General features: G+C 63.6%; 18 protein-coding genes. 7 read left to right on the top strand and 11 right to left on the bottom strand.

From position 1 onward, the window contains the following. Nucleotides 1-777, bottom strand: coding sequence for an ABC transporter ATP-binding protein (locus AAFN84_RS17885; RefSeq protein ID WP_347515994.1), 777 nt, complete (start codon nucleotides 775-777; stop codon nucleotides 1-3). A 73-nt stretch (nucleotides 778-850) separates the two neighbouring features. Continuing rightward, complete coding sequence (locus AAFN84_RS17880) at nucleotides 851-1993, bottom strand: Gfo/Idh/MocA family oxidoreductase (protein WP_347515993.1); 1143 nt, start codon at nucleotides 1991-1993, stop codon at nucleotides 851-853. A gap of 304 nt (nucleotides 1994-2297) precedes the next feature. On the opposite strand from AAFN84_RS17880, the gene AAFN84_RS17875 reads away from it, so the two are divergent. Then, nucleotides 2298-3056 carry a TetR/AcrR family transcriptional regulator gene (locus AAFN84_RS17875; RefSeq protein ID WP_347516222.1) on the top strand — a complete coding sequence of 253 codons (759 nt, stop codon included), beginning with the start codon at nucleotides 2298-2300 and terminating at the stop codon, nucleotides 3054-3056. A 52-nt stretch (nucleotides 3057-3108) separates the two neighbouring features. On the opposite strand, the gene AAFN84_RS17870 is transcribed toward AAFN84_RS17875, so the two are convergent. The 8 genes from AAFN84_RS17870 to AAFN84_RS17835 form a co-directional block, all read right to left on the bottom strand. Beyond that, the gene (locus tag AAFN84_RS17870; RefSeq protein WP_347515992.1) at nucleotides 3109-3876 is read right to left on the bottom strand and encodes a polysaccharide deacetylase; all 768 of its coding nucleotides are present in this window, start codon (nucleotides 3874-3876) and stop codon (nucleotides 3109-3111) included. Between the two features lie 191 nt (nucleotides 3877-4067). Beyond that, nucleotides 4068-5564, bottom strand: coding sequence for a tripartite tricarboxylate transporter permease (locus AAFN84_RS17865; protein WP_347515991.1), 1497 nt, complete (start codon nucleotides 5562-5564; stop codon nucleotides 4068-4070). Nucleotides 5565-5567: 3 nt separating this feature from the next. After that, nucleotides 5568-6029 carry a tripartite tricarboxylate transporter TctB family protein gene (locus tag AAFN84_RS17860; protein WP_347515990.1) on the bottom strand — a complete coding sequence of 154 codons (462 nt, stop codon included), beginning with the start codon at nucleotides 6027-6029 and terminating at the stop codon, nucleotides 5568-5570. Between the two features lie 24 nt (nucleotides 6030-6053). After that, nucleotides 6054-7034: a tripartite tricarboxylate transporter substrate binding protein gene (locus tag AAFN84_RS17855; protein WP_347515989.1), complete on the bottom strand. Its 981-nt coding sequence runs from the start codon at nucleotides 7032-7034 to the stop codon at nucleotides 6054-6056. Nucleotides 7035-7088: 54 nt separating this feature from the next. After that, nucleotides 7089-8522: an MmgE/PrpD family protein gene (locus tag AAFN84_RS17850; RefSeq protein ID WP_347515988.1), complete on the bottom strand. Its 1434-nt coding sequence runs from the start codon at nucleotides 8520-8522 to the stop codon at nucleotides 7089-7091. After that, entirely contained in the window at nucleotides 8519-9178 is a 660-nt protein-coding gene (gene leuD, locus AAFN84_RS17845; RefSeq protein WP_347515987.1) for a 3-isopropylmalate dehydratase small subunit, read from the bottom strand. Before leuD ends, AAFN84_RS17850 begins: the two co-directional genes overlap by 4 nt. After that, nucleotides 9175-10587 (bottom strand): 3-isopropylmalate dehydratase large subunit, encoded by a 1413-nt coding sequence (locus tag AAFN84_RS17840; RefSeq protein ID WP_347515985.1) that lies wholly within the window; start codon nucleotides 10585-10587, stop codon nucleotides 9175-9177. The genes leuD and AAFN84_RS17840 overlap by 4 nt, the downstream gene beginning before the upstream one ends. Then, nucleotides 10584-11480 (bottom strand): isocitrate lyase/PEP mutase family protein, encoded by an 897-nt coding sequence (locus tag AAFN84_RS17835; protein ID WP_347515984.1) that lies wholly within the window; start codon nucleotides 11478-11480, stop codon nucleotides 10584-10586. Before AAFN84_RS17835 ends, AAFN84_RS17840 begins: the two co-directional genes overlap by 4 nt. Nucleotides 11481-11588: 108 nt before the next feature. Here AAFN84_RS17835 and AAFN84_RS17830 point away from each other — a divergent pair, with 108 nt between their 5' ends. Then, entirely contained in the window at nucleotides 11589-12266 is a 678-nt protein-coding gene (locus AAFN84_RS17830; RefSeq protein ID WP_347515983.1) for a GntR family transcriptional regulator, read from the top strand. A gap of 129 nt (nucleotides 12267-12395) precedes the next feature. After that, nucleotides 12396-12527, top strand: a complete 132-nt coding sequence (locus AAFN84_RS17825; RefSeq protein ID WP_347515982.1) for a hypothetical protein — start codon at nucleotides 12396-12398, stop codon at nucleotides 12525-12527. 108 nt (nucleotides 12528-12635) lie between these two features. Here the strand turns inward: AAFN84_RS17825 and AAFN84_RS17820 are convergent, their stop codons facing one another. Beyond that, nucleotides 12636-13331 carry a GntR family transcriptional regulator gene (locus tag AAFN84_RS17820; RefSeq protein ID WP_347515981.1) on the bottom strand — a complete coding sequence of 232 codons (696 nt, stop codon included), beginning with the start codon at nucleotides 13329-13331 and terminating at the stop codon, nucleotides 12636-12638. A gap of 107 nt (nucleotides 13332-13438) precedes the next feature. On the opposite strand from AAFN84_RS17820, the gene AAFN84_RS17815 reads away from it, so the two are divergent. The 4 genes from AAFN84_RS17815 to AAFN84_RS17800 all read left to right on the top strand — a co-directional run bounded on the left by AAFN84_RS17815 (nucleotide 13439) and on the right by AAFN84_RS17800 (nucleotide 18102). Then, nucleotides 13439-14803: an acyclic terpene utilization AtuA family protein gene (locus tag AAFN84_RS17815; RefSeq protein ID WP_347515980.1), complete on the top strand. Its 1365-nt coding sequence runs from the start codon at nucleotides 13439-13441 to the stop codon at nucleotides 14801-14803. Continuing rightward, nucleotides 14800-15168 (top strand): hypothetical protein, encoded by a 369-nt coding sequence (locus AAFN84_RS17810; RefSeq protein ID WP_347515979.1) that lies wholly within the window; start codon nucleotides 14800-14802, stop codon nucleotides 15166-15168. Before AAFN84_RS17815 ends, AAFN84_RS17810 begins: the two co-directional genes overlap by 4 nt. 32 nt (nucleotides 15169-15200) lie before the next feature. Further along, the gene (locus AAFN84_RS17805) at nucleotides 15201-16166 is read left to right on the top strand and encodes a TAXI family TRAP transporter solute-binding subunit (protein ID WP_347515978.1); all 966 of its coding nucleotides are present in this window, start codon (nucleotides 15201-15203) and stop codon (nucleotides 16164-16166) included. 67 nt (nucleotides 16167-16233) lie between these two features. Then, a complete protein-coding gene (locus tag AAFN84_RS17800; RefSeq protein ID WP_347515977.1) occupies nucleotides 16234-18102 on the top strand; it encodes a TRAP transporter fused permease subunit in 1869 nt (622 codons plus the stop codon). The last annotated feature ends 52 nt before the right edge of the window (nucleotides 18103-18154 follow it).

The following is an 18154-nucleotide window of genomic DNA, read 5'->3' as shown; positions in this document are numbered from 1 at the left end:
TCAGGACGCTTCCATGGAAGCATATTCGGACCGGACCTGGCTGGAGACGTAGCTGACGGCGCGGTTGAACTGCTCGTCCGCTTCGACATCGTTCGCCTTGTCGAAATTCGTCTGGACGATCTCCTTGATGGTGCCCGGACGCTTCGACATCATGACGACGCGTTGCGAGAGGTAGACGGCTTCGCGGACATCGTGGGTGACGAAGACGATCGTCTTGCCCGTGGCATCCCAGATGCGCAGCAACTGCTCCTGCATGACGCCGCGCGTCTGGGCGTCGAGCGCGCCGAAGGGCTCATCCATCAGCAGGATATCCGGGTCGACCGCGAGCGTGCGCGCAATCGCAGCGCGCTGGCGCATGCCGCCGGAAAGCTGCGAGGGATAGCTGTTCTCGAACCCCGACAGGCCGACCTCCTTGATCAGCCGCATCGCGCGCTCGATCCGCGCGGCCTTGGCGACCCCCTGCTTTTCGAGGCCATAGGTGACGTTGCGCAGGACGGTACGCCACGGAAACAGCGCGAATTGCTGGAAGACGATGCCACGATCCGGCCCGGGACCCGTCACCTGGTTGCCATGGCTGAGAATGCGTCCGTTCTCGTAGGAAATGAAACCGCCCATCAGATAGAGCAGGGTGCTCTTTCCACAGCCGGACGGTCCGAGGATCGATACGAACTCTCCGCTTTCGATCGACAGGTCGATGTTGGTCAAGGCCAGCACCCGGCCGCCGTCCGATGTGGCGTAGCTGAATTCGAGATTCTCGATCTCGATCGCCTTCGTCATGCACATTCCCCTTCGCGGGCGTTCTCGCCCATCATCACTCGTTCCGTACGGTCGGGCCGGACTTTGCCGGCGTTCAGCCGAGGGCCTCCATCTCAATCCACCGCTTCTCGCGCGCACTCAGATTGCAGGCTTCGGCAAACTGGACGTCGCGGATGCCGTCTTCGAACGTGGCCGCAGGCGGCGTGCCGATGGACAGGTGGCGCAGATACGCCTCCCATCCCATGCGATACGCGTTCTTGTAGGGCTCGAGATCGCCGACCTCGCCCCATCCCTCGCGGTAGTCCGCCTTGATGTCGACATTGGCGTTGAAACCGGGGAGCTTCGGTGTCTCCGCCAGCGACTGCACATGGCAGCGATGCAGCGTCGCGACCGCCGACCCGTGGGTGCCGTCGACCTGAAAGGTGACGAGATCGTCGCGCCGCACGCGCGTCGCCCAGGAGCTCTGGATCGAGCCCGTCGCGCCCGACTGCATTTCGAGAATGTTGGAGGCGGTATCGTCGACATCGACGTCATAGGCCTGGCCGGATTCGTCGATGCGGCGCGGCATCGCGGTCCTGTTGGCGCTCACCAGCCGTTCGACGGGGCCCAATATGCCCTCGATCAGGTAGCGCCAGTGCGGGTACATGTCGAGGGTCAGCCCGCCGCCGCCAGTGCTGCGGTAGTTCCAGCTCGGCCGCTGGGCCGCCGTGTTCTCGCCGTCGAACACCCACCAGCCGAACTCGAGCCGGAAACTGATGACGCGGCCGAAGAAACCGATGTCGCGCAGATAGGCGAGTTTGCGGAAACCGGGAAGAAAGAGCTTGTCCTCGACGCAGCCGTGGCGAATGCCGGCCTTGCGCATCAGGTCGAGCAGCGCGAGCCCCTCGGTGACGCTCGGAGCGACGGGCTTCTCGGTATAGATGTGCTTGCCTGCCGCGATCGCCTTGCGCAGCACTTGCGGGCGCTGGCTGGTGGCGGCGGCGTCGAAGAACACCTCGAAAGACGGATCGGCAAGCGCGGCGTCGAGGTCTGTCGTCCATTCGTCGATGCCGAGTTCACGAGCGACCTTGCCGAGCCTGTCCTCGTCGCGCCCCACGAGCAGAAGGCGCGGCATCACGCGCTCGTCGCCCACCAGCAGCCCGCCCTCGTCACGGATCGGCACGAGGGCGCCTCGCAGGTGCTGTGTCGAACAGATGCGGCCAGTCGCACCGTTCACGATGATGCCGATTGTCTTCAAGACATGGGTTCCACTGTCGATGTTCCCTGCGCCGTCGCGTCCCGTGAGGAGCCCGCAGCACTTGTTTTGAGGCAAATGTCAGGGATTGAGTCCTGCGAGTCAAGTTATTAATTTAGTCGAATGAATGAGTACTTTTTGCGATGCGAAATGAGCGCCCGTGCCGCGATATCCGCTGAGGACGAACCCGGCGCGACGCCCGGAGTGGCTGGCCTTTTGACGGCATTTAGTGGCACGTTCGCTCGAACGAGCCGCGCGGGGACAAGACGCGAGTGGCAGGAATGAAGGAGAGGAAAGCGTGAAGAACATGAAGAAGGCGAGCGCCCCGGAGCGATCCGCTTCGCGGCCCGCCCGCGCAGGCGCCGCCAAGGCGAAGCAGAACGGGGCCGACGTCGACGAAGCCGTGACCACCGACCGCAGGCGCCTGAGCGGCCAGGAGACCAAACAGCGGATCGTCGAGGTCGCCGAGCGCCTCTTCGCGCTGAATGGCTACGAGGCGGTCGGACTGCGGGAGATCATTCGGGAGGCCGGCGTTCATTCGGCCGCGGTCTACTATCATTTCGGCTCGAAGGAGGCGCTTCTCCTGCACATCCTCTACAGCCATGCCGAGCCGATCGCCGCGAAAAGGATGATCTATCTCGACAAGCTGCGCCAGGAAGGCCCGTTCGTGCTGGAACAGGTTCTCGACGCGTTCCTGCGACCGGCGGTCTACGAGGAGCGGGCCGGCAAGCCTGTGCGATCCGCCTATGCCGACATCCGGCTCGGCCTGTCGCTCAAGCACGAGGAGGCCGTCCGCGCCATCCAGGCGGAAGTGTTCGATCCGTCGTCGCGCGAGTTCCTCGACGCCTTCAGGGCCTGCCTGCCCGATCTGTCGGAGCGCGACATCTATTTCCGCTTCGACTTCCTGCTCGGCCTCATGATCCATGCCATGTCCAACAATGGCCGCGTCACCGAGTTGAGCCTTGGGCAGGCGGACCCGACCGACCCCGATGAGGTGCTTCAGCAGATGATCCCGTTCATCGCCGCCGGCATGCGCGCGCCGGCAGCCGGCACCAAGGCCGGCTAGCGCCCGGCGCCACGCACAACGGGCGCGGCATTCGATGCCGGCCTGCTGTGCGTCAGGAGCGCGGTCTTGCCTCGAATTCGTCTGCCGCGTCCTCCAGCGCCATGAAGGCCGCGCCCATCTCCTTCAGGGAATCGATCAGCTTTTCCAGCATGATCATGCGGTGCCCGCGTCCGATGACATAGGGGTGGCACGTATAGGTCAGCACGCCCCATTCCTCCGTGCGGGTCATGTAGCGGAAGTCGTCGACCCAGTTCTCGAGCACGCCGCTCGCATTCATCAGCCCCGGGTTGACGGTGGTGGGGGTGCGCCAGTGCTCCAGATGCGGATGGTCGTCCAGCGTCCAGCTGATCGGCATTTCAACGAGTCGCGTGTGCTCGCCGAAAACGAAGGGTTCGTCCACGGTCGGCCGGTCGCCGCTTCGGGCGTAGTAGGGCAGGTGATCGTGCCCCATGAGGCTGCTTTCGTAGTCGAACCCGTATTTCAGCAGAAGGTCGATGGTAACCGGGCTGAGGTCCCATGCGGGCGAGCGGTAGCCGCGGGGCGCCTTCCCGGTGATACGGCGAATGCTGTCGATCGCGCGCACCATCTCCGCTTCCTCCTTCTCAGGTGGCAGGCTCGCGGGCACCGAGTGGGAATAGCCGTGATGGGCGATCTCATGGCCGGCGGCGACCACTTCGGCAACCGCTTCCTCGTGGGTGTCGATGACAACGCCCGGCACGAACCATGTCGAGCGGATTCCGTGCTTTTCAAGGAGAGCGAGCAGCCGCCGAGCGCCCACGAGGCCGAACTCGCCCCGCGAGATCGGGGTCGGCGTCGTCATCCCGCGGGCGCTGAACCCCGACCATACGTCGAAATCGAATGTGAGACACGCAATATGCCTAGCCAAAGCAGACTCTCCGCAAAAAATTCAGTCGAATGAATGAATAACATGTCACGCGACTTTTCAAGTGCGTGTCTGTGGCATTTGTCCGATCCGCAAGGCGGCGAGACACCGCAGATGGCGTCGCACGGCTAGCTGTGCGGCGTAGCGATCCTGCGCCTTAGAACGGGCCATAGCAGAGACAGGACAAGAAGGCCCAGGATCACAAGCGCGATCGGCCGCTCCAGGATGAAGCCGACATCGCCGCCGCTGAGCTGGTAGCTGCGCAGGAGGTTGCCCTCGGTCGGGGGGGCCAGCAGCAGGCCGATGACCATCGGCGCCACAGGATAGCCGTAGCGCACCATAATCCATCCCAGGAGCGAGAACACCACGAGCACCGATGGTCCGATCATTGTTCCCGTCATTGCATAGGTGCCGAAGGTAGACAGGACGAAGACGGACGGCACGAGCAGGCGAAGCGGAACCCGTACGATCGAGCCCGCCAGATAGATGAAGAACACGCCCACTATCGCGAGACCGAATGCCTGGACAACATTGCTGATGAGTATGGCGTAGACGATGTCGATGTTGTCGTTGATGAAGCGCGGCCCGCCGGTGACATTGTGCATGGAGAAGGCGGCGAGAAGCACCGCAGTGGCGCCGCCGCCGGGAAGTCCGAGCGCCAGCAGGGTTGCCATGGCGCCGCCTTCGGCGCTGTTGTTGGCAGATTCCGCGGCGATCACCCCCTCGGGATTGCCCTTTCCGAAACTCTCCGGGTCAGCAGACCGTCGCCGGACATCGGCGTAGGAAAGAAGGTTGGCCACCGACGAGCCCACTCCCGGTACGCCGCCGATGGCCACGCCGATCAGCGATCCACGCAGAAGGGTGCCTGGATGGCGGAAAACGCTGACCATGCCCTTCAGGATGCGGCTCATGCTGGGCCGCCTGGCCGCCTCGCTGCTGACGAGATAACCGCCGCCTGCAAGCTTGAAGAGTTCGGCGGATGCCAGCAGCCCGAGCATTGCCGGAATGACCGGGACGCCGTCCAGCAACAGGTCGATGCCCATCGTGCCACGAAAATCACCCCTGATGCCGATCCCGATCGTCCCGATGAGAAGTCCGGCGAAACCGGCCACAAGGCCCTTGGCCATGCTGTCGCCGCGCAAGGTGGCAATGAGGGTGAGGCCCCACAGGACGACGGCGAGCATCTCGACGGGTCCCAGCCTCAAGACCATCGAGGCGAGGGGCATCAGGAAGATGATGAGAAGAATATAACCTACCAGCGTTCCGATTGCCGACGAGCAGAGGCCGATCCCGAGCGCTTCGTTGTGCAATCCCGCCCGCGCCATCGGGTATCCGTCGAACGTGGTTGCAACCGCTGACGGCGATCCTGGGACATTCATCAGGATGGCTGAAATCGCGCCACCATATCCTCCCCCTGTATAGACGGCGGTGAGAAAGATCATCGCCGTCAGGAAGTCCATGTATGGCGTGAATGGAAGGCAGAGTGCCAGTGTCAGCGAACCCGAAATGCCGGGAAGCGCCGCTCCCACCAGCCCAACGAGCAGGCCGGGGATGATCACCAGCCATGGCTGCCAGGAACTGGTCAGCAAACCCACCGCGTCCTGAAAATTGCTGAAGTCGAACATGGCTCAGAAGACGGTGGTGAGAGGCAGCGGCGTGGAAATGAGCCGCGAGAATGCGAAGACGCATATGGCGGAGATGCCGAGCGCGAAGACCGCTGTCACCCACAGACGACGTTCGCCCATCAGCCAGCAACTCATGGCCGCGAAGAAGAAACTTGCGACGTCTATGCCCGCCAGTGGAATCATGCCGACATAGAGTACCAGGAGCCCCATCAGCCCCAGAGTACGCGGGGATACGGGCTCCCAGCGGCCATTTTCCAGCAACTGATCCGGCTGGTATTCGAGCTCCTTGACGAGCTCGATGCCAAGGCAGCCGAGTACCACCAGAGCAGCAGGCAGGATCAGGATGAGGTTTTCAGGGCGGCTCGACGCCGCCCAGCTATCCCCGACATACCAGAGAGTGAAGGCCCCGAAGATCCCGATCGGAACGAAGCGCTCGCTGGCGCGAAGCGTGTTGCGCAGGTCCATCTCCGGGCCCCTCCTCCAGAAGTGCTACTGTTCCATCAGGTACTGGAACTCGGCCGTCGTTTCGAAGGCCTCGTTCGCAATCGAGGTGGATTTCTCCGGCCCCATCCAGTCGATCCCTATGCCCTGTGAGGAGATTTCCTTCTGATGCTCGGGATCTGCAAGAATGGTCTCGAAAGCTGAAACGATGCGTTCCCAGCGCTCCGGATACTCTTCCGGCAGGCTGGCATGGGCGGCAAAACTGCGCAGGGTGCCATCGATTACCGCGACCGTGATGCCTGTGCCTTCAAGTGCCTGGTTCAGCGTGGGAACGTCCCAAGCGGGATGCGCTTCGCGTCGCGCGACCGCGAGCGGAGTGATCATGTCCTGGATCGAGATCGTGCTGTCACCCGCGGTGATGGCGAAATCCATCTGGCCGCCCGCCAATGCGGTTCGCAACTCGTTACCATCGTCATAGGTGACGATGCGCAGCCTATCCGCGTCGACGCCAAGCCGCTCAAGCAGGAGAAGGAGTGTCTGGTGCCCGGAACTGTTTGCAATGACAGCGACGCTGAGGTTCTCGCTCTCATCGCGCAGACGCGTGACCAGACCCTCCATGTCCTCGATGCCGCTGTCCTTGCTGGCGAAGACCAGATCGTAGTCGGACCACTGAAGGTTGATGTAGGCAAAGTCCTCCAGGCCGTAGTCGGCAACGTCGCTGAGAATATTGGTCGCCACGACGTTTGGGGCCGTGACCATGAGCGTGTGGCCGTCGGCCGGCTGCTGCAGGAAGTAGACATGGCCGATATGAGTGGCGGCGCCCGGCCTGTTTTCCACCACCACGGGTTGGCCGAGCTGCTCCGCGAGTGGTTCGGCCATCGCACGGGCAAGCCGGTCGAAGCTTCCACCAGGGCCGGTTCCAACCACGATCCGAATCGGTTGCGAGGGCCATTCCTGAGCGGTGGCCGGCAGTCCTGCCGCCAGCACACTGGCCGCCGCGGCGACGCCTATGAACATTTTTCCAAGCATGATTTCCTCCCTTTATTGTGACGAAGCAGTCCCGGCCCTCAGGCTCGGGCAGTCTTAGAAAAGTGCGTGGGCTGGCCTTTCCAGAAGGTCGAGCAGCGCTCCGGCATCATCGAGCGACTCAAGATCGAGGATCATCTGCGCGATCGCTTTCCTCCGGCCTTCCTCGATGAGACCGCCCGTGAGTGCGTGAAATTTGGCCACCACCGCCTCGTTCGGCATCGGATTGCTGTGAAAGCCCGGCGGTTCCGGTATCTCGGCGCGCAGCACCGCACCGTCGCGCAGCTTGATCTCCAGGCGGGTCGCAAGTTGCTCTTGCCGCGGCTTGCTGTCGACGGAGGCATCATGATGAGCCTCGATGCGGCTGATCATCTCCCAGACGTCGTCGCTGTCGATGCGGGAGGGCGTGTATTGCGCCATCATCGCCGCGCCGTCGAGAACCGCCACGGCGGCCGAGTAGCCGATGAACATCTGCGCACCGGTCGCGGTAAGCGGGCGCTTGGCATCCCACCAGCCATGATGAAAGGCGGCGTGACCGAGATAGATGTCCAGTTTTTCGACGTGATCCGCACGAAATCCGTGTTGTTCGCGCAGTTCCAGGATTCCCTGGATGGCGGCGTGATGGCCGGTCATGGCGGCGTAGGGCTTGACCGAAATCCGCGCGCACTCCCACACGCTGCCCAGCCCCTCGGTAATCTTGCTGGCATCCGGTGAATGTCCTTCTCCGAATGTCGACAGGAAACCGCCATAGTCACGTTCGAACACGCGCTTGATGCCGGTGTAGCCCGAAGCCGCCAGCGCAGCGGCATAGAGGCCGTTGCGGGAGCTGAAGCCATGGTGCATGCGCTTGACCATCGCCTCGAACTGCGCGGCCATCAGGCCACCGGACTGCGTGCCGGCCATGCCGAGCGCATCCTCGAAGCCTGCTGCGTCGAGCCGGTAGACGATACCCGCCGCCGCCGCGGCGGCATGGGTGCCGAACACCGCGCCGGAGTGCCAACCCCGCGACAGCATCTGAAGCCCATGCAACGCCATGCCCACGCGGGGCCCGACTTCGTAGCCCGCGATCGCGCCGCGAAGCAGCTCGGCGCCGGTGACCCCGTCTTTCTGCTGGGCAGCCGCGAATAGCGCCGGCAGAACCACGGCATTGCTGTGGATCGGTGCCAGGAAGTGATAGTCGTCCAGTTCGAACGCCTGGATGTAGGCGCCGTTGAGGAGCGCCGCGGACGTTGGTGGAAGTTTGCGGCCCCACCCGATCAGGCTGCCGCTGCCTTCGCCTTCAAGCTTGGTGATCGCCTCCGTTGCCAGCCGCGACCAGGGAAGCTGAGCGCCGACCAGAGCGCATGCGACCCCGTCGAGTATCAGGTGTTTCGCCCGCGTCAGTGCCTGATCCGGCAGGTCTGCAAGATCGAGATCGGCCAGCCACTGGGCCAACTGACCCGTCGCGCCAGCGGGATCCGTCGGGAGGCGAAGCGGAGGCGATGCATTCATGTGTCTGTTTTCTCCGAATGAATATGCGATGCGGGCCCAGGCGCGGGCAGGTAGTTCCACGGGCGTGCATAGCGGTCAGTTGTCACGAAGCGCGCAATCGCATCTGCATGCCGAAGCGTTTGCCCGATGTCGTCCAGGCCATGGAGAAGCGCGTCCCTGCGACCTTCGTCGAAGCCGAAGGTGTATCTCGTGCCTTCGGGCGCCGTGACGCGGAGCGCGGAAAGATCGACGCTCATTCGCGGGGTCGCGGCCCTTGCCAGCTCATCCCACACGTTCTCGACCGTATCATCGGGCAAGGTGAGCGCGAGCAGCCCTATCTTGCAGCAGTTCTGGAAGAAGATGTCGCCGAAGCTTGGCGCGATCACGCAGCGAATGCCGGCGTCATCAAGCGCCCACGCGGCCATTTCGCGCGAGCTCCCGCAGCCGAAATTCGCACCGGCGACGAGGATCGATGCGCCCGCATAGCGGTACTGGTTCAGCACGAAGTCGGCTCGCTCTCGGCCGCCTTCGTCATAGCGTAGCGGCTCGAAAGCAAAGCGGCCAAGAGATCCCTTGGCAACATGAATCGCCCGGTTGGTGGGAATGATGACGTCCGTGTTCACATCGTCGAGACGGAGCGGGGCGGCGATGCCCTCATGAGCCGTGAAGGCCCTCATCGCGCCAGCGCCTTGCGCGGATCGGCGATGCTGCCTGCCAGCGCGGATGCTGCCACCATGGCCGGACTGGCGACATGGGTGCGGGCACCCGCACCCTGCCGGCCGACGAAATTGCGATTGCTCGTCGAGATGCAGCGCTGGCCCGACGGCACCACCTCGCCATTGATGGCGCAACATAACGAGCATCCGGACTCACGCCATTCCCATCCGGCCGCAAGGAAGACCTTGTCCAGTCCCTCGGCCTCGGCGGCTCGCTTGACGCTGGTGGAGCCGGGAACCACCCAGGCCCGCACGCCATCGGCGACACGCCCGCCGCGCACGATGGCAGCCGCGTCCCGCAGGTCGCTCAAGCGGCTGTTTGCGCAGGATCCGATGAACGCCCAGTCGACAGCAAGGCCCTCCAGGGGACGCCCCGGTTCGACATCCATGTAGGTCAGGGCTTCGCGAAGGCGGTCGCGGCGACCCGCGTCCGGCAGCGAGGAAGGAGCCGGCACCGGTTCATCGATGCCGGCAACATGGTCGAGCCCGGTCCCGAATGTCACCTGGGGCTGCAGGCCCGTAATGTCGAGTTCAAGTTCCCGGTCGAATTGGGCATCGTCATCACCGCGCAGGTCCAGCCAGAGACGGGCAGCGCGATCCCAATCGGCGCCACCGGGCGCAAACTCGCGTCCGGCAAGATAGTCGATCGTGCGGGCGTCCGGAGCGATCAGACCGAACCGTGCGCCGAACTCGATGGCCATGTTGCAGAGCGTCATCCGCTCTTCCATGGTGGTCGCGTCCACGTACGAACCCATGAACTCCAGCACATGGCCGGCGCCTGCAGAAGCGCCGTAACGGCCGATCAGCGCGAGGATGACGTCCTTGGCGCCGACCCCCGGCTGCGGGGTACCCGAAAGCACTACCTTCATGCGCGCAGGGCGACGCTGAACCATCGTCTGCGTCGCCAGGACATGCGCTGCATCGGTCGTGCCAATGCCCCATGCGAGGGCGCCGAAAGCACCTTGCGTGCATGTGTGGCTGTCCGTGCATGTGATCGTCGAGCCGGGAAGCGTCAGGCCCAGTTCCGGCGCAATGACGTGGACGATGCCTTGCCGAGGGTCTCCGACATCAAAGAAGCGGATGCCGTGGCGCATGGCGAGATCGCGACCGCGGTGCACGAAATCAACAGTACGGCTGTCGCTCAGCATTTCGCGCCCCGGAGCCGACGAGACGACATGATCAGCGGTCGCCGCAGCCTGCGACGGCAGCATGACAGAGTGACCTCGCGCCTCGAGATCGGGCAGGACGATCTTCAAAGTCAGGTCATGAAGCAGGAGCCGGTCGATGAAGATCAGTTCTTCGCCGTCCGACAGCCGGGTGACGACATGGCTGTCCCATATCTTGTCGAAGGTGGTGCGCGGTTGGTTCATCGCCGTGGCATTTCGGGGGCCTCGTCGCCCCAACGCTTTTCGAACGCCCAGATCTCGGGAAAGCCGACCAGTTCGTGCATTTCCTCCAGGCTGAACATCGGCATGTCCAACGAAACCGTGCTGCGATGGGTTTTGAGATGTTCCAGCGCCTGCTGCATCGCGGCGGCCGCCGACAGCATTGCAAGGCCCGGATGGATTGCCAGGGCATAACCCATCGCCTCCAGCTTTTCGGCGGCGATCTCCGGGGTGCGGGATCCCTTGGCCGTCATGTTGGCGACGAGAGGGGCATCGATCTCGGCGGCAATCCGTGCCATCTCGGCCTCCGACTCTGGTGCCTCGACGAAGATGATGTCGGCTCCCGCCTCAGCATAAAGGGTGGCCCGGCGCAGGGCTTCGTCGAGCCCGAGCACGTTGCGCGCATCGGTGCGCGCGATGATGCAAAAATCGTCGTCGATCCGCGTATCCAGAGCCACGCGAATTTTCAGCACCATGTCCTCGGCAGGTATGACGCGTTTGCCTTCGGTATGACCACAACGCTTTGGGAATTCCTGATCTTCGATCTGGATCGCCGAAGCGCCAGCCTTCTCGTAGCCCCGAACGGTCTGGCGCAGATTGACGAGCCCGCCAAAACCCGTGTCTGCGTCGGCAATGACGGGCACGTTCGTGCGATCGACGATCGCCGAAAGCCGCCCGACGAAGTCCGAATAGGTGCCCAGTCCGGCGTCAGGCAGGCCAAGATGCGCCATCACGGTGCCGTAGCCGGTCATGTACAGGGCGGGAAAACCCACCCGTTCGGCCACCAATGCGGAAAAGGCGTCATAGACGCCCGGGGCGGTGAAGAATGCCTTCTGCAGGAGCAAATTCCGAAGCTGTGCAGTGGGCTTTTGGCGCATATCAGATTTCGTCCGCTCATTTTGTACTACGATTTCGTAGGCGATTGCCAAGTGAGGTGTCAAGGCCCTATCTGCGGAGGTCACGACGGTTCAGAGGGAATCACACGCATGGCGAACGCGCTGGGGGCGACCGACCGGATTGCCGAGGAGATCATGGCGCGCATCCGCGACGGCGATTATGTGCCTGGTCAGCGCCTGGTCGAGGCGGGTCTCGCCCAGGAGTTCGAGGTCAGCCGGGGCGTGATCCGTCAGACGCTGCACAGGCTGTCCGCTGCAGGAATCGTGGATATCGAGTTGCACCGCGGCGCAACCATTCATCGGCTCTCACGCCGCGAACTCGGGCAGATGTACGAGATCAGGCAATTGCTTGAAGGGCATGCGGCTCGCGCCGTTGCCGCCGCTGAGGATCATCCGGCTATCGCAGCGGAGCTTCGCCGGCTGCTGGACCAGATGGCGCCGGCGGTGGAGAGCACCGACGTACGCGCCTTCACCACCGTCAACGCAGCCTTTCACGACCTTATCCTGACACGCGCGCGCAACGAATACCTGTCGCGCGTGCTGCGCCAGATGCATGCGCAGTTGCCACGGCTGATCTACAGCCGGCTGGTCAATCCCGGGACCATGCATGCTTCGCACAAAGGACATTGCCGCATAGTCGAGGCAATCAGCGCGGGTGACGGTGATGCGGCTGAGCGCGCGATGCGCGAGCATGTCGCCGAGTCCGGCCGGGCGATGATGGAACTGCCCGACAAGTTCTTTTCGCGGGATCCGGTGGGGGGCACCTGAACGTCGATCTGACTGGGGAAGTCGAGAATTTCGGTGGCGCGATGGCCCCGAACACCAACCTGAAGAAGCTCGCGGGCTTGTGCGACATATCGATAGGTCGTGCCGCGGCTTTTCTACTGCGAAAAGTCGGTGAGCAGGACCGGGGGCATGTCGACATGCGGTGCCCGCACCACCATCTTCCTCAACATGACCGTCTCATCATGTGTGGCTGCTGTTTCGGTCAACCGGGCGGGCGCAGTCGTGCACGTCACGGCAGCATAGGCTCGATGTCGGTGAAGCCTTGTTCGGAGATCGATCTGCATCAGCGATGGCGGTCGCTGCGTGGCCGGATCTTCGCGCCCTGCGCGGCCGCGTAGTTGCCATACAAGCCTAGGGACTGGATCGCGCAACGCCAGAAAGAAGGCTGTTGGCGGCAAGGTAATATTCTTTCGGTCGCTGGATGTGGGCGATGCAGAGTTCGGCGAGGTGTTCCGCATCATCGTGCGACAGGGCGTCGAGAATGCGCCAGTGTTCCTCGACCGCGAGCCGGCGCAGTTCTGCATCCGGAAAGCCGCGGCTGCGGATGGGATGCGTGGCGAACGTATAGGACTTTATCGCTTGCGCCAGCTGGGCGTTGCCGCAATGGCCGTACAGTTTCTCATGGAATTCATTGTTGAGAAGGAAGATGTCCAGATAGCGCTCCTGCCTGGATGCATCCTCGTGCGCGCGGGCAATCGCGTGTAGGTCGGCGACCAGGTCGTCTGGCGCCGGAAGCCGCATGCGCCGCGCCGCCTGCGCCTCCAGGACCGCCCTTATCTCGTAAAGCTCCTCCACCTCCGTCAGCGTGTAGTCTCGCACCTGGACGCCACGGTTGGGCAAACGCACGGCAAGGCCGACCCGCTCCAGCTCCGCAAAGGCGCGCCGCACCGCATGCCGGGTCGCATCGAGGCGCGCTATGACCTCATCCTCCACCAGCCGCTCACGTGGGCGCAGCGTGCCGAAAATGATCTCGCGCTGGAGATCGCGAAAAACCTGTTCCCAGCGGCCCGGATCACGCCTGGCTTCGGAAAGGAAATGGTCGGTCATGGGAGCCTCGAATGCATCGCTGGACCATAGCGCCAAACGGGGCGCTCATCCAATCGTTGACATTATCGATAATTCCTACGATAAGTGTTTCAAGCGGGAGGGCGGCGTTGACGTATCGGATCGGCAATGGATCGGGATTTTCGGGCGATCGCGTGGACGCCGCGTTGCCGGTCGTGCGGCAGATTCACGCGCATGGCCGCGGCGGTGCGCTGATTTTCGAGACCATTGGCGAGAGGACGCTCGCGCTGGGACATCTGGCGCGCCGGTCCGACCCCGCGCTGGGCTATGACCCCCTGCTTGCCGATCTCGTGCGTCCGGTGCTTGCCGATTGCGTTCGGTCGGGGATCGTCATCGTCGGCAATTTCGGCGTCGCGAATCCGCGAGCCGCGGCGGCGCTCATCGCCGACATTGCCCGTGACCAAGGCCTGCATGATCTGCGCGTCGCCGTCGTCGAGGGCGACGACATCCGAGACGGACTCGATCTATCCCTGCTCGATCGTTGGGAAGGGGACAGCAATGCCCTCGACTGCGCCAGCGACATCATCTCGGCAAACGTCTATATCGGCGCACGTCAGATAGCGGAGGCCATCCGCCACGGTGCCCAGGTGGTGGTGACCGGCCGGGTCGCCGACCCTTCCTTGGCACTGGGACCCCTGGTTGCCCACTTCGACTGGAGCTGGGATGACTGGGATCTGATCGCAGCCGGCACGCTGGCAGGCCATTTGCTGGAATGCGGCAGCCAGGTCACCGGCGGCTATTTCGCCGATCCCGGCTTCAAGGACGTGCCGGACCTCGCCAATGTCGGCTTTCCGATCGCCGAAGTGGAGGCGGACGGCAGCTTCGTCATCACGAAGCCAGAAGGCACCGGCGGCGTGGTCGACCTGCGGACGGTGAAAGAACAACTTCTCTACGAAATACACGATCCCTCCGACTATCTGACGCCGGATGTCGTGCTGGACATCACCGGCGTTTCGCTGACCCAGTCGGGCCAGGACCGCGTCAGCGTGCGCGGTGCGCGGGGCAGGCCGGCGCCGGAACTGCTGAAGGCCACGGTGGGCGTGTCCGGAGATTGGCTTGGAGAAGCGGAGATATCCTATGCCGGCCCCAATGCCCTGGCTCGCGCACAGTTGGCGGCGGCGATCGTCGAGGAGCGGGTCGCAGCGAAATTCCCCTCATTGCGGCGGCGATTTGACTTCATCGGCGCGCTCAGCGTCTTCGGTGGCGATAACCGCGCCCCCGACGGCTTCGCCTGGCCCGCGCCGGCCGACGTGCGAATGCGCATGGCGGTCAGTGCCCGTGAGAAGGCGCAAGCGGAGTATGCGCTGCGCGAAGTCGCCGCGCTCTACTGCACCGGCCCTGCCGGCGGCGGCGGCATCCGCAGCCATCTGCAGGCGCGCATCAACACCGCTTCCTTCCTCGCACCACGATCAATGGTCAAGCCGCGCTACCAGATGACCGGGGGAGCGACATGACCGCGACCGTCAATATCCCCCTGCACCGGATCGCTCATGGCAGGGCGGGGGACAAAGGCAACCGGCTCAATGTGAGCGTCATCGCGTACACGCCGGAGGCTTGGCCCATCCTGTTGCGCGAGGTGACACAGGAGCGCGTGCTCGCGATGTTCGAGCATCGCGGCGCATCGCAGGTGAGGCGCTATGTCGTGGACAATCTCCAGGCGCTCAACTTCGTGATCGACGATGCCCTGGAGGGCGGCGTCAACTCCGCGCTCAATCTCGACACACACGGCAAGACGAGTTCGTTCCATCTGCTTTCGATGGAAGTGAGCATGCCGGCGGAACTCGCCACTGCGCTTGGGTGCACCGGCGATACGTCCTGACGTCAAGCATACCAACCAAAGGGAGGAACACCATGAAACAGTTGAAGACAGCCATTCTCGCCGCGGCGCTTGCCGGATCCATATCTGGAGCCGCCCAAGCGCAGGATCGCATCCTGATTGGCTCATCGTCGTCGTCGTCGAGCCACTATGGCTACTACGTCGCGGTCTCGCAGATCATCAACGACAATGTCGAGGGCGTATCCGCTACCGTGGTGGAAACGGGCGCGACGATGGACAATCTGAGGCGCCTCCAGCGCGACCAGATCGACATGGGCCTCGTCACCACCAATGTCGCCTATGACGCATGGAGCGGACAGGGCGAATTCGAGGGCCAGCCGTACAAGATGCTGACGCTTTGGGTCTATTCTTCCGCACCTCAGAACGTTGTCGTGCGCGAGGATGCCGGCCTGGCGACGCTCAGCGACCTGGCGGGTCAGCGCATCAATCCCGGCATCACCGGTTCGGCGACCGAGAAGACCACCGAGGCGGTGTTCGCACAACTCGGCATCGAGCCGGAATGGGTGCGCGGCTCGACCGGCGACGTGGTCGATTCCATCAAGGACGATCGCGCAGTCGGCTACGTCAAGAGCGGCGCCGGCGAACGTCTCGACGCGTCGAGCCTCGACATCGCCACCCTTACACCCATCACATTGCTCTCGCTGGACGACGAGCAGGCAAAGTCGGTGGCGGATGGCTTCCCGAACCTCGCGGTTATCGAGATTGGAGAAGGCGCTGCCGGCGATGGCTATCCGGCATATCGTACCTGGGCATTTGGAACCGCGACCGTCGCCCATCCGGAAATGAGCGACGACATGGCGTACGCCATCACCAAGGCGGCGGTGGAAGACGAGACCGTACAGGCGTCGGCTTTCGCTTCGCTGAAGGGCTCGCAGCTCCCGGCAATGACGATGTCCCTCGCAACGTCGCCTCTCCATCCCGGCGCCATCCGCTATTTCGAGGAGATCGGCGTCGAGGTGCCTGACCGCCTGCGTCCTTGACGCCTGATGCCGTTGCCTGCAGGGCCGGCCCGTGCCGGCTCTGCCATCCTTTGCTGCGAGCCGCGCCATGGTTGAGAATGCCCGCCGTATAGTCGCCGCGACGATTGGCGTGTTCGTCTTGTGGACCGCCTATTTTGGGCAGTTTGATTCCCTCGTGCAGCGATCGATCATGGTCGCGCTGCTCCTGATGCTGGGTTTTCTCAGCTATCCGCTCAGGCCAGGAGGACGGCCGCGCGGTTGGTCGATTGCGCTTGACGCCATCCTGGCGCTCATCGGGGTCGCTGCGGCCGTCTATGTGACATTCAACGCCAACCGGATCATGACCACGCTGCCGATGGCGTCTCCCGTCGAACTCGGATTGACGGCCGGGCTCGTGATCGTGCTGCTTGAACTGGCACGCCGCACGGTCGGGCTTGCCTTCCCGATACTGGTGATCGTCGGCCTTGCCTATGTGTTCCTGGGGCATCTCATCCCCGGGAGGCTGGGCCATCGCGGGTTCGATCTCTATTTCGTGGCCGAGACGATCTACCTTTCGGACATCGGCGTATGGGGTTCGCTGACCGGTCTCGCCGCCACCCTGATCGCCTCTTTCGTGCTGTTCGGCGCGGTGCTGCTTCACACGGGCGGTGGCAAGACCTTCATGGACATCGCTCTGCTGGTCTCCGGTCGCTCCATTGGGGGCGCAGCCAAGATGGCGACGATCGCGTCGGCATCGTTCGGCACGGTAAACGGCAGCGCGGTGGCGAACGTGGCGACCACAGGCACGCTGACGATCCCCCTGATGAAGCGGCTGAACTACCCGCCACAATTCGCCGCCGCAGTGGAGGCCGTCGCGTCGACCGGCGGACAGGTGACCCCGCCGATCCTCGGTGCGGCAGCCTTCATCATGGCCGAGATGATCGGCGTCGAATATCTGCGCATCGCCGTGGCGGCAGTTATCCCGGCGGCGATGTTCTATATCGCGATCTTGCTGACCATCCACCTGGTGTCGTTGCGAACCAATGTCGGGCTCGTCCCGCGTGAGGAGATACCGTCCGCCAGGGAAGCGCTCGACCCGTTCCGCCTGATGCCTGTGATAGGGGGGCTTGGCGGGCTGATCTGGATGCTGTCGTCGGGGCGGTCGGTCGCCTTTTCCGCCGCGATGGGCATCGTGTGCATGGTTGTGCCCTTCGTCATCGGCGATGTGTGGCGCCGCCGCGATCCGACCTCAACGGCGCGCACGCTCTTCGATGCGCTGGTCGAGGGCGGCGCCGGTATCGTCATCATCGGGGTGATGCTGGCGGGGGCACAGATCCTTGTTTCGCTGCTCAACCTCACGGGCATTGGCGTAACGCTGTCGTCGCTGGTAGTGGCGATTGGCGGCCAGAACATCGTCCTGATCGGGCTCATCGTCGCGGGCGCGTGCCTGATCCTCGGCATGGGCATACCGACGACCGCCGCCTACGTGCTGGTCGCGTCGGTGATGGCGCCGGCGTTGATCGCGGTCGGGATCGAACCGCTGGTGGCCCACATGTTCGTTTTCTACTATGCGACGATCTCGGTGATCACCCCGCCGGTCTGTATCGCGGTGTTCGTGGCGGCGAGCATCGCCGGGGTGCACTGGTGGCCTGTCGCGCTCAATGCGGTTCGCCTTGCCGCCGTCACCTATGTCGTGCCGTTCATGTTCCTCGCCTATCCGGGCATGCTGTGGTCGGGCGATGGAATGGATATTGCGGAAGCCGCGTTGTCTGGCCTGATGCTGGTGGTCGCAACGGCGATGCTGACATCCGGCATCCGGCTCAGAGGCAGCCGCCCGATGGCATGGCTGTTTTTCATGCCAGCGGCACTTCTGGCGTTGTATCCGAGCCAATTGGCCCTGATCGCGTCGGTCCTGCTGGTTGGCGTCGGAATTTTTCTGGCAAAGCCGTTCCGCACGCGCACCGCCCCGGCTGTGTGAAGCACGAAACGCGTCTGCAGCTTTCGTCGAGACAACCCAACCCGATGGGGCT

Source organism: Mesorhizobium sp. CAU 1741, from assembly GCF_039839275.1.
Taxonomy (GTDB): Bacteria; Pseudomonadota; Alphaproteobacteria; order Rhizobiales; family Rhizobiaceae; genus Aerobium.
The sequence above is the reverse complement of the archived record's forward strand: the minus strand, read 5'-3'. Positions and strand labels throughout refer to the sequence as shown.

Bases quoted from the DNA above. Each gene is read 5' to 3' on its own strand.
- AAFN84_RS17810 (WP_347515979.1), top strand. From the start codon at position 14,800: ATGACCGCGACCGTCAATATCCCCCTGCACCGGATCGCTCATGGCAGG.
- leuD (WP_347515987.1), bottom strand. From the start codon at position 9,178: ATGAGGGCCTTCACGGCTCATGAGGGCATCGCCGCCCCGCTCCGTCTC.
- AAFN84_RS17865 (WP_347515991.1), bottom strand. From the start codon at position 5,564: ATGTTCGACTTCAGCAATTTTCAGGACGCGGTGGGTTTGCTGACCAGT.
- AAFN84_RS17840 (WP_347515985.1), bottom strand. From the start codon at position 10,587: ATGAACCAACCGCGCACCACCTTCGACAAGATATGGGACAGCCATGTC.
- AAFN84_RS17850 (WP_347515988.1), bottom strand. From the start codon at position 8,522: ATGAATGCATCGCCTCCGCTTCGCCTCCCGACGGATCCCGCTGGCGCG.
- AAFN84_RS17820 (WP_347515981.1), bottom strand. From the start codon at position 13,331: ATGACCGACCATTTCCTTTCCGAAGCCAGGCGTGATCCGGGCCGCTGG.
- AAFN84_RS17800 (WP_347515977.1), top strand. From the start codon at position 16,234: ATGGTTGAGAATGCCCGCCGTATAGTCGCCGCGACGATTGGCGTGTTC.
- AAFN84_RS17885 (WP_347515994.1), bottom strand. From the start codon at position 777: ATGACGAAGGCGATCGAGATCGAGAATCTCGAATTCAGCTACGCCACA.
- AAFN84_RS17835 (WP_347515984.1), bottom strand. From the start codon at position 11,480: ATGCGCCAAAAGCCCACTGCACAGCTTCGGAATTTGCTCCTGCAGAAG.
- AAFN84_RS17875 (WP_347516222.1), top strand. From the start codon at position 2,298: ATGAAGAAGGCGAGCGCCCCGGAGCGATCCGCTTCGCGGCCCGCCCGC.
- AAFN84_RS17855 (WP_347515989.1), bottom strand. From the start codon at position 7,034: ATGCTTGGAAAAATGTTCATAGGCGTCGCCGCGGCGGCCAGTGTGCTG.
- AAFN84_RS17830 (WP_347515983.1), top strand. From the start codon at position 11,589: ATGGCGAACGCGCTGGGGGCGACCGACCGGATTGCCGAGGAGATCATG.
- AAFN84_RS17870 (WP_347515992.1), bottom strand. From the start codon at position 3,876: ATGACGACGCCGACCCCGATCTCGCGGGGCGAGTTCGGCCTCGTGGGC.
- AAFN84_RS17860 (WP_347515990.1), bottom strand. From the start codon at position 6,029: ATGGACCTGCGCAACACGCTTCGCGCCAGCGAGCGCTTCGTTCCGATC.
- AAFN84_RS17805 (WP_347515978.1), top strand. From the start codon at position 15,201: ATGAAACAGTTGAAGACAGCCATTCTCGCCGCGGCGCTTGCCGGATCC.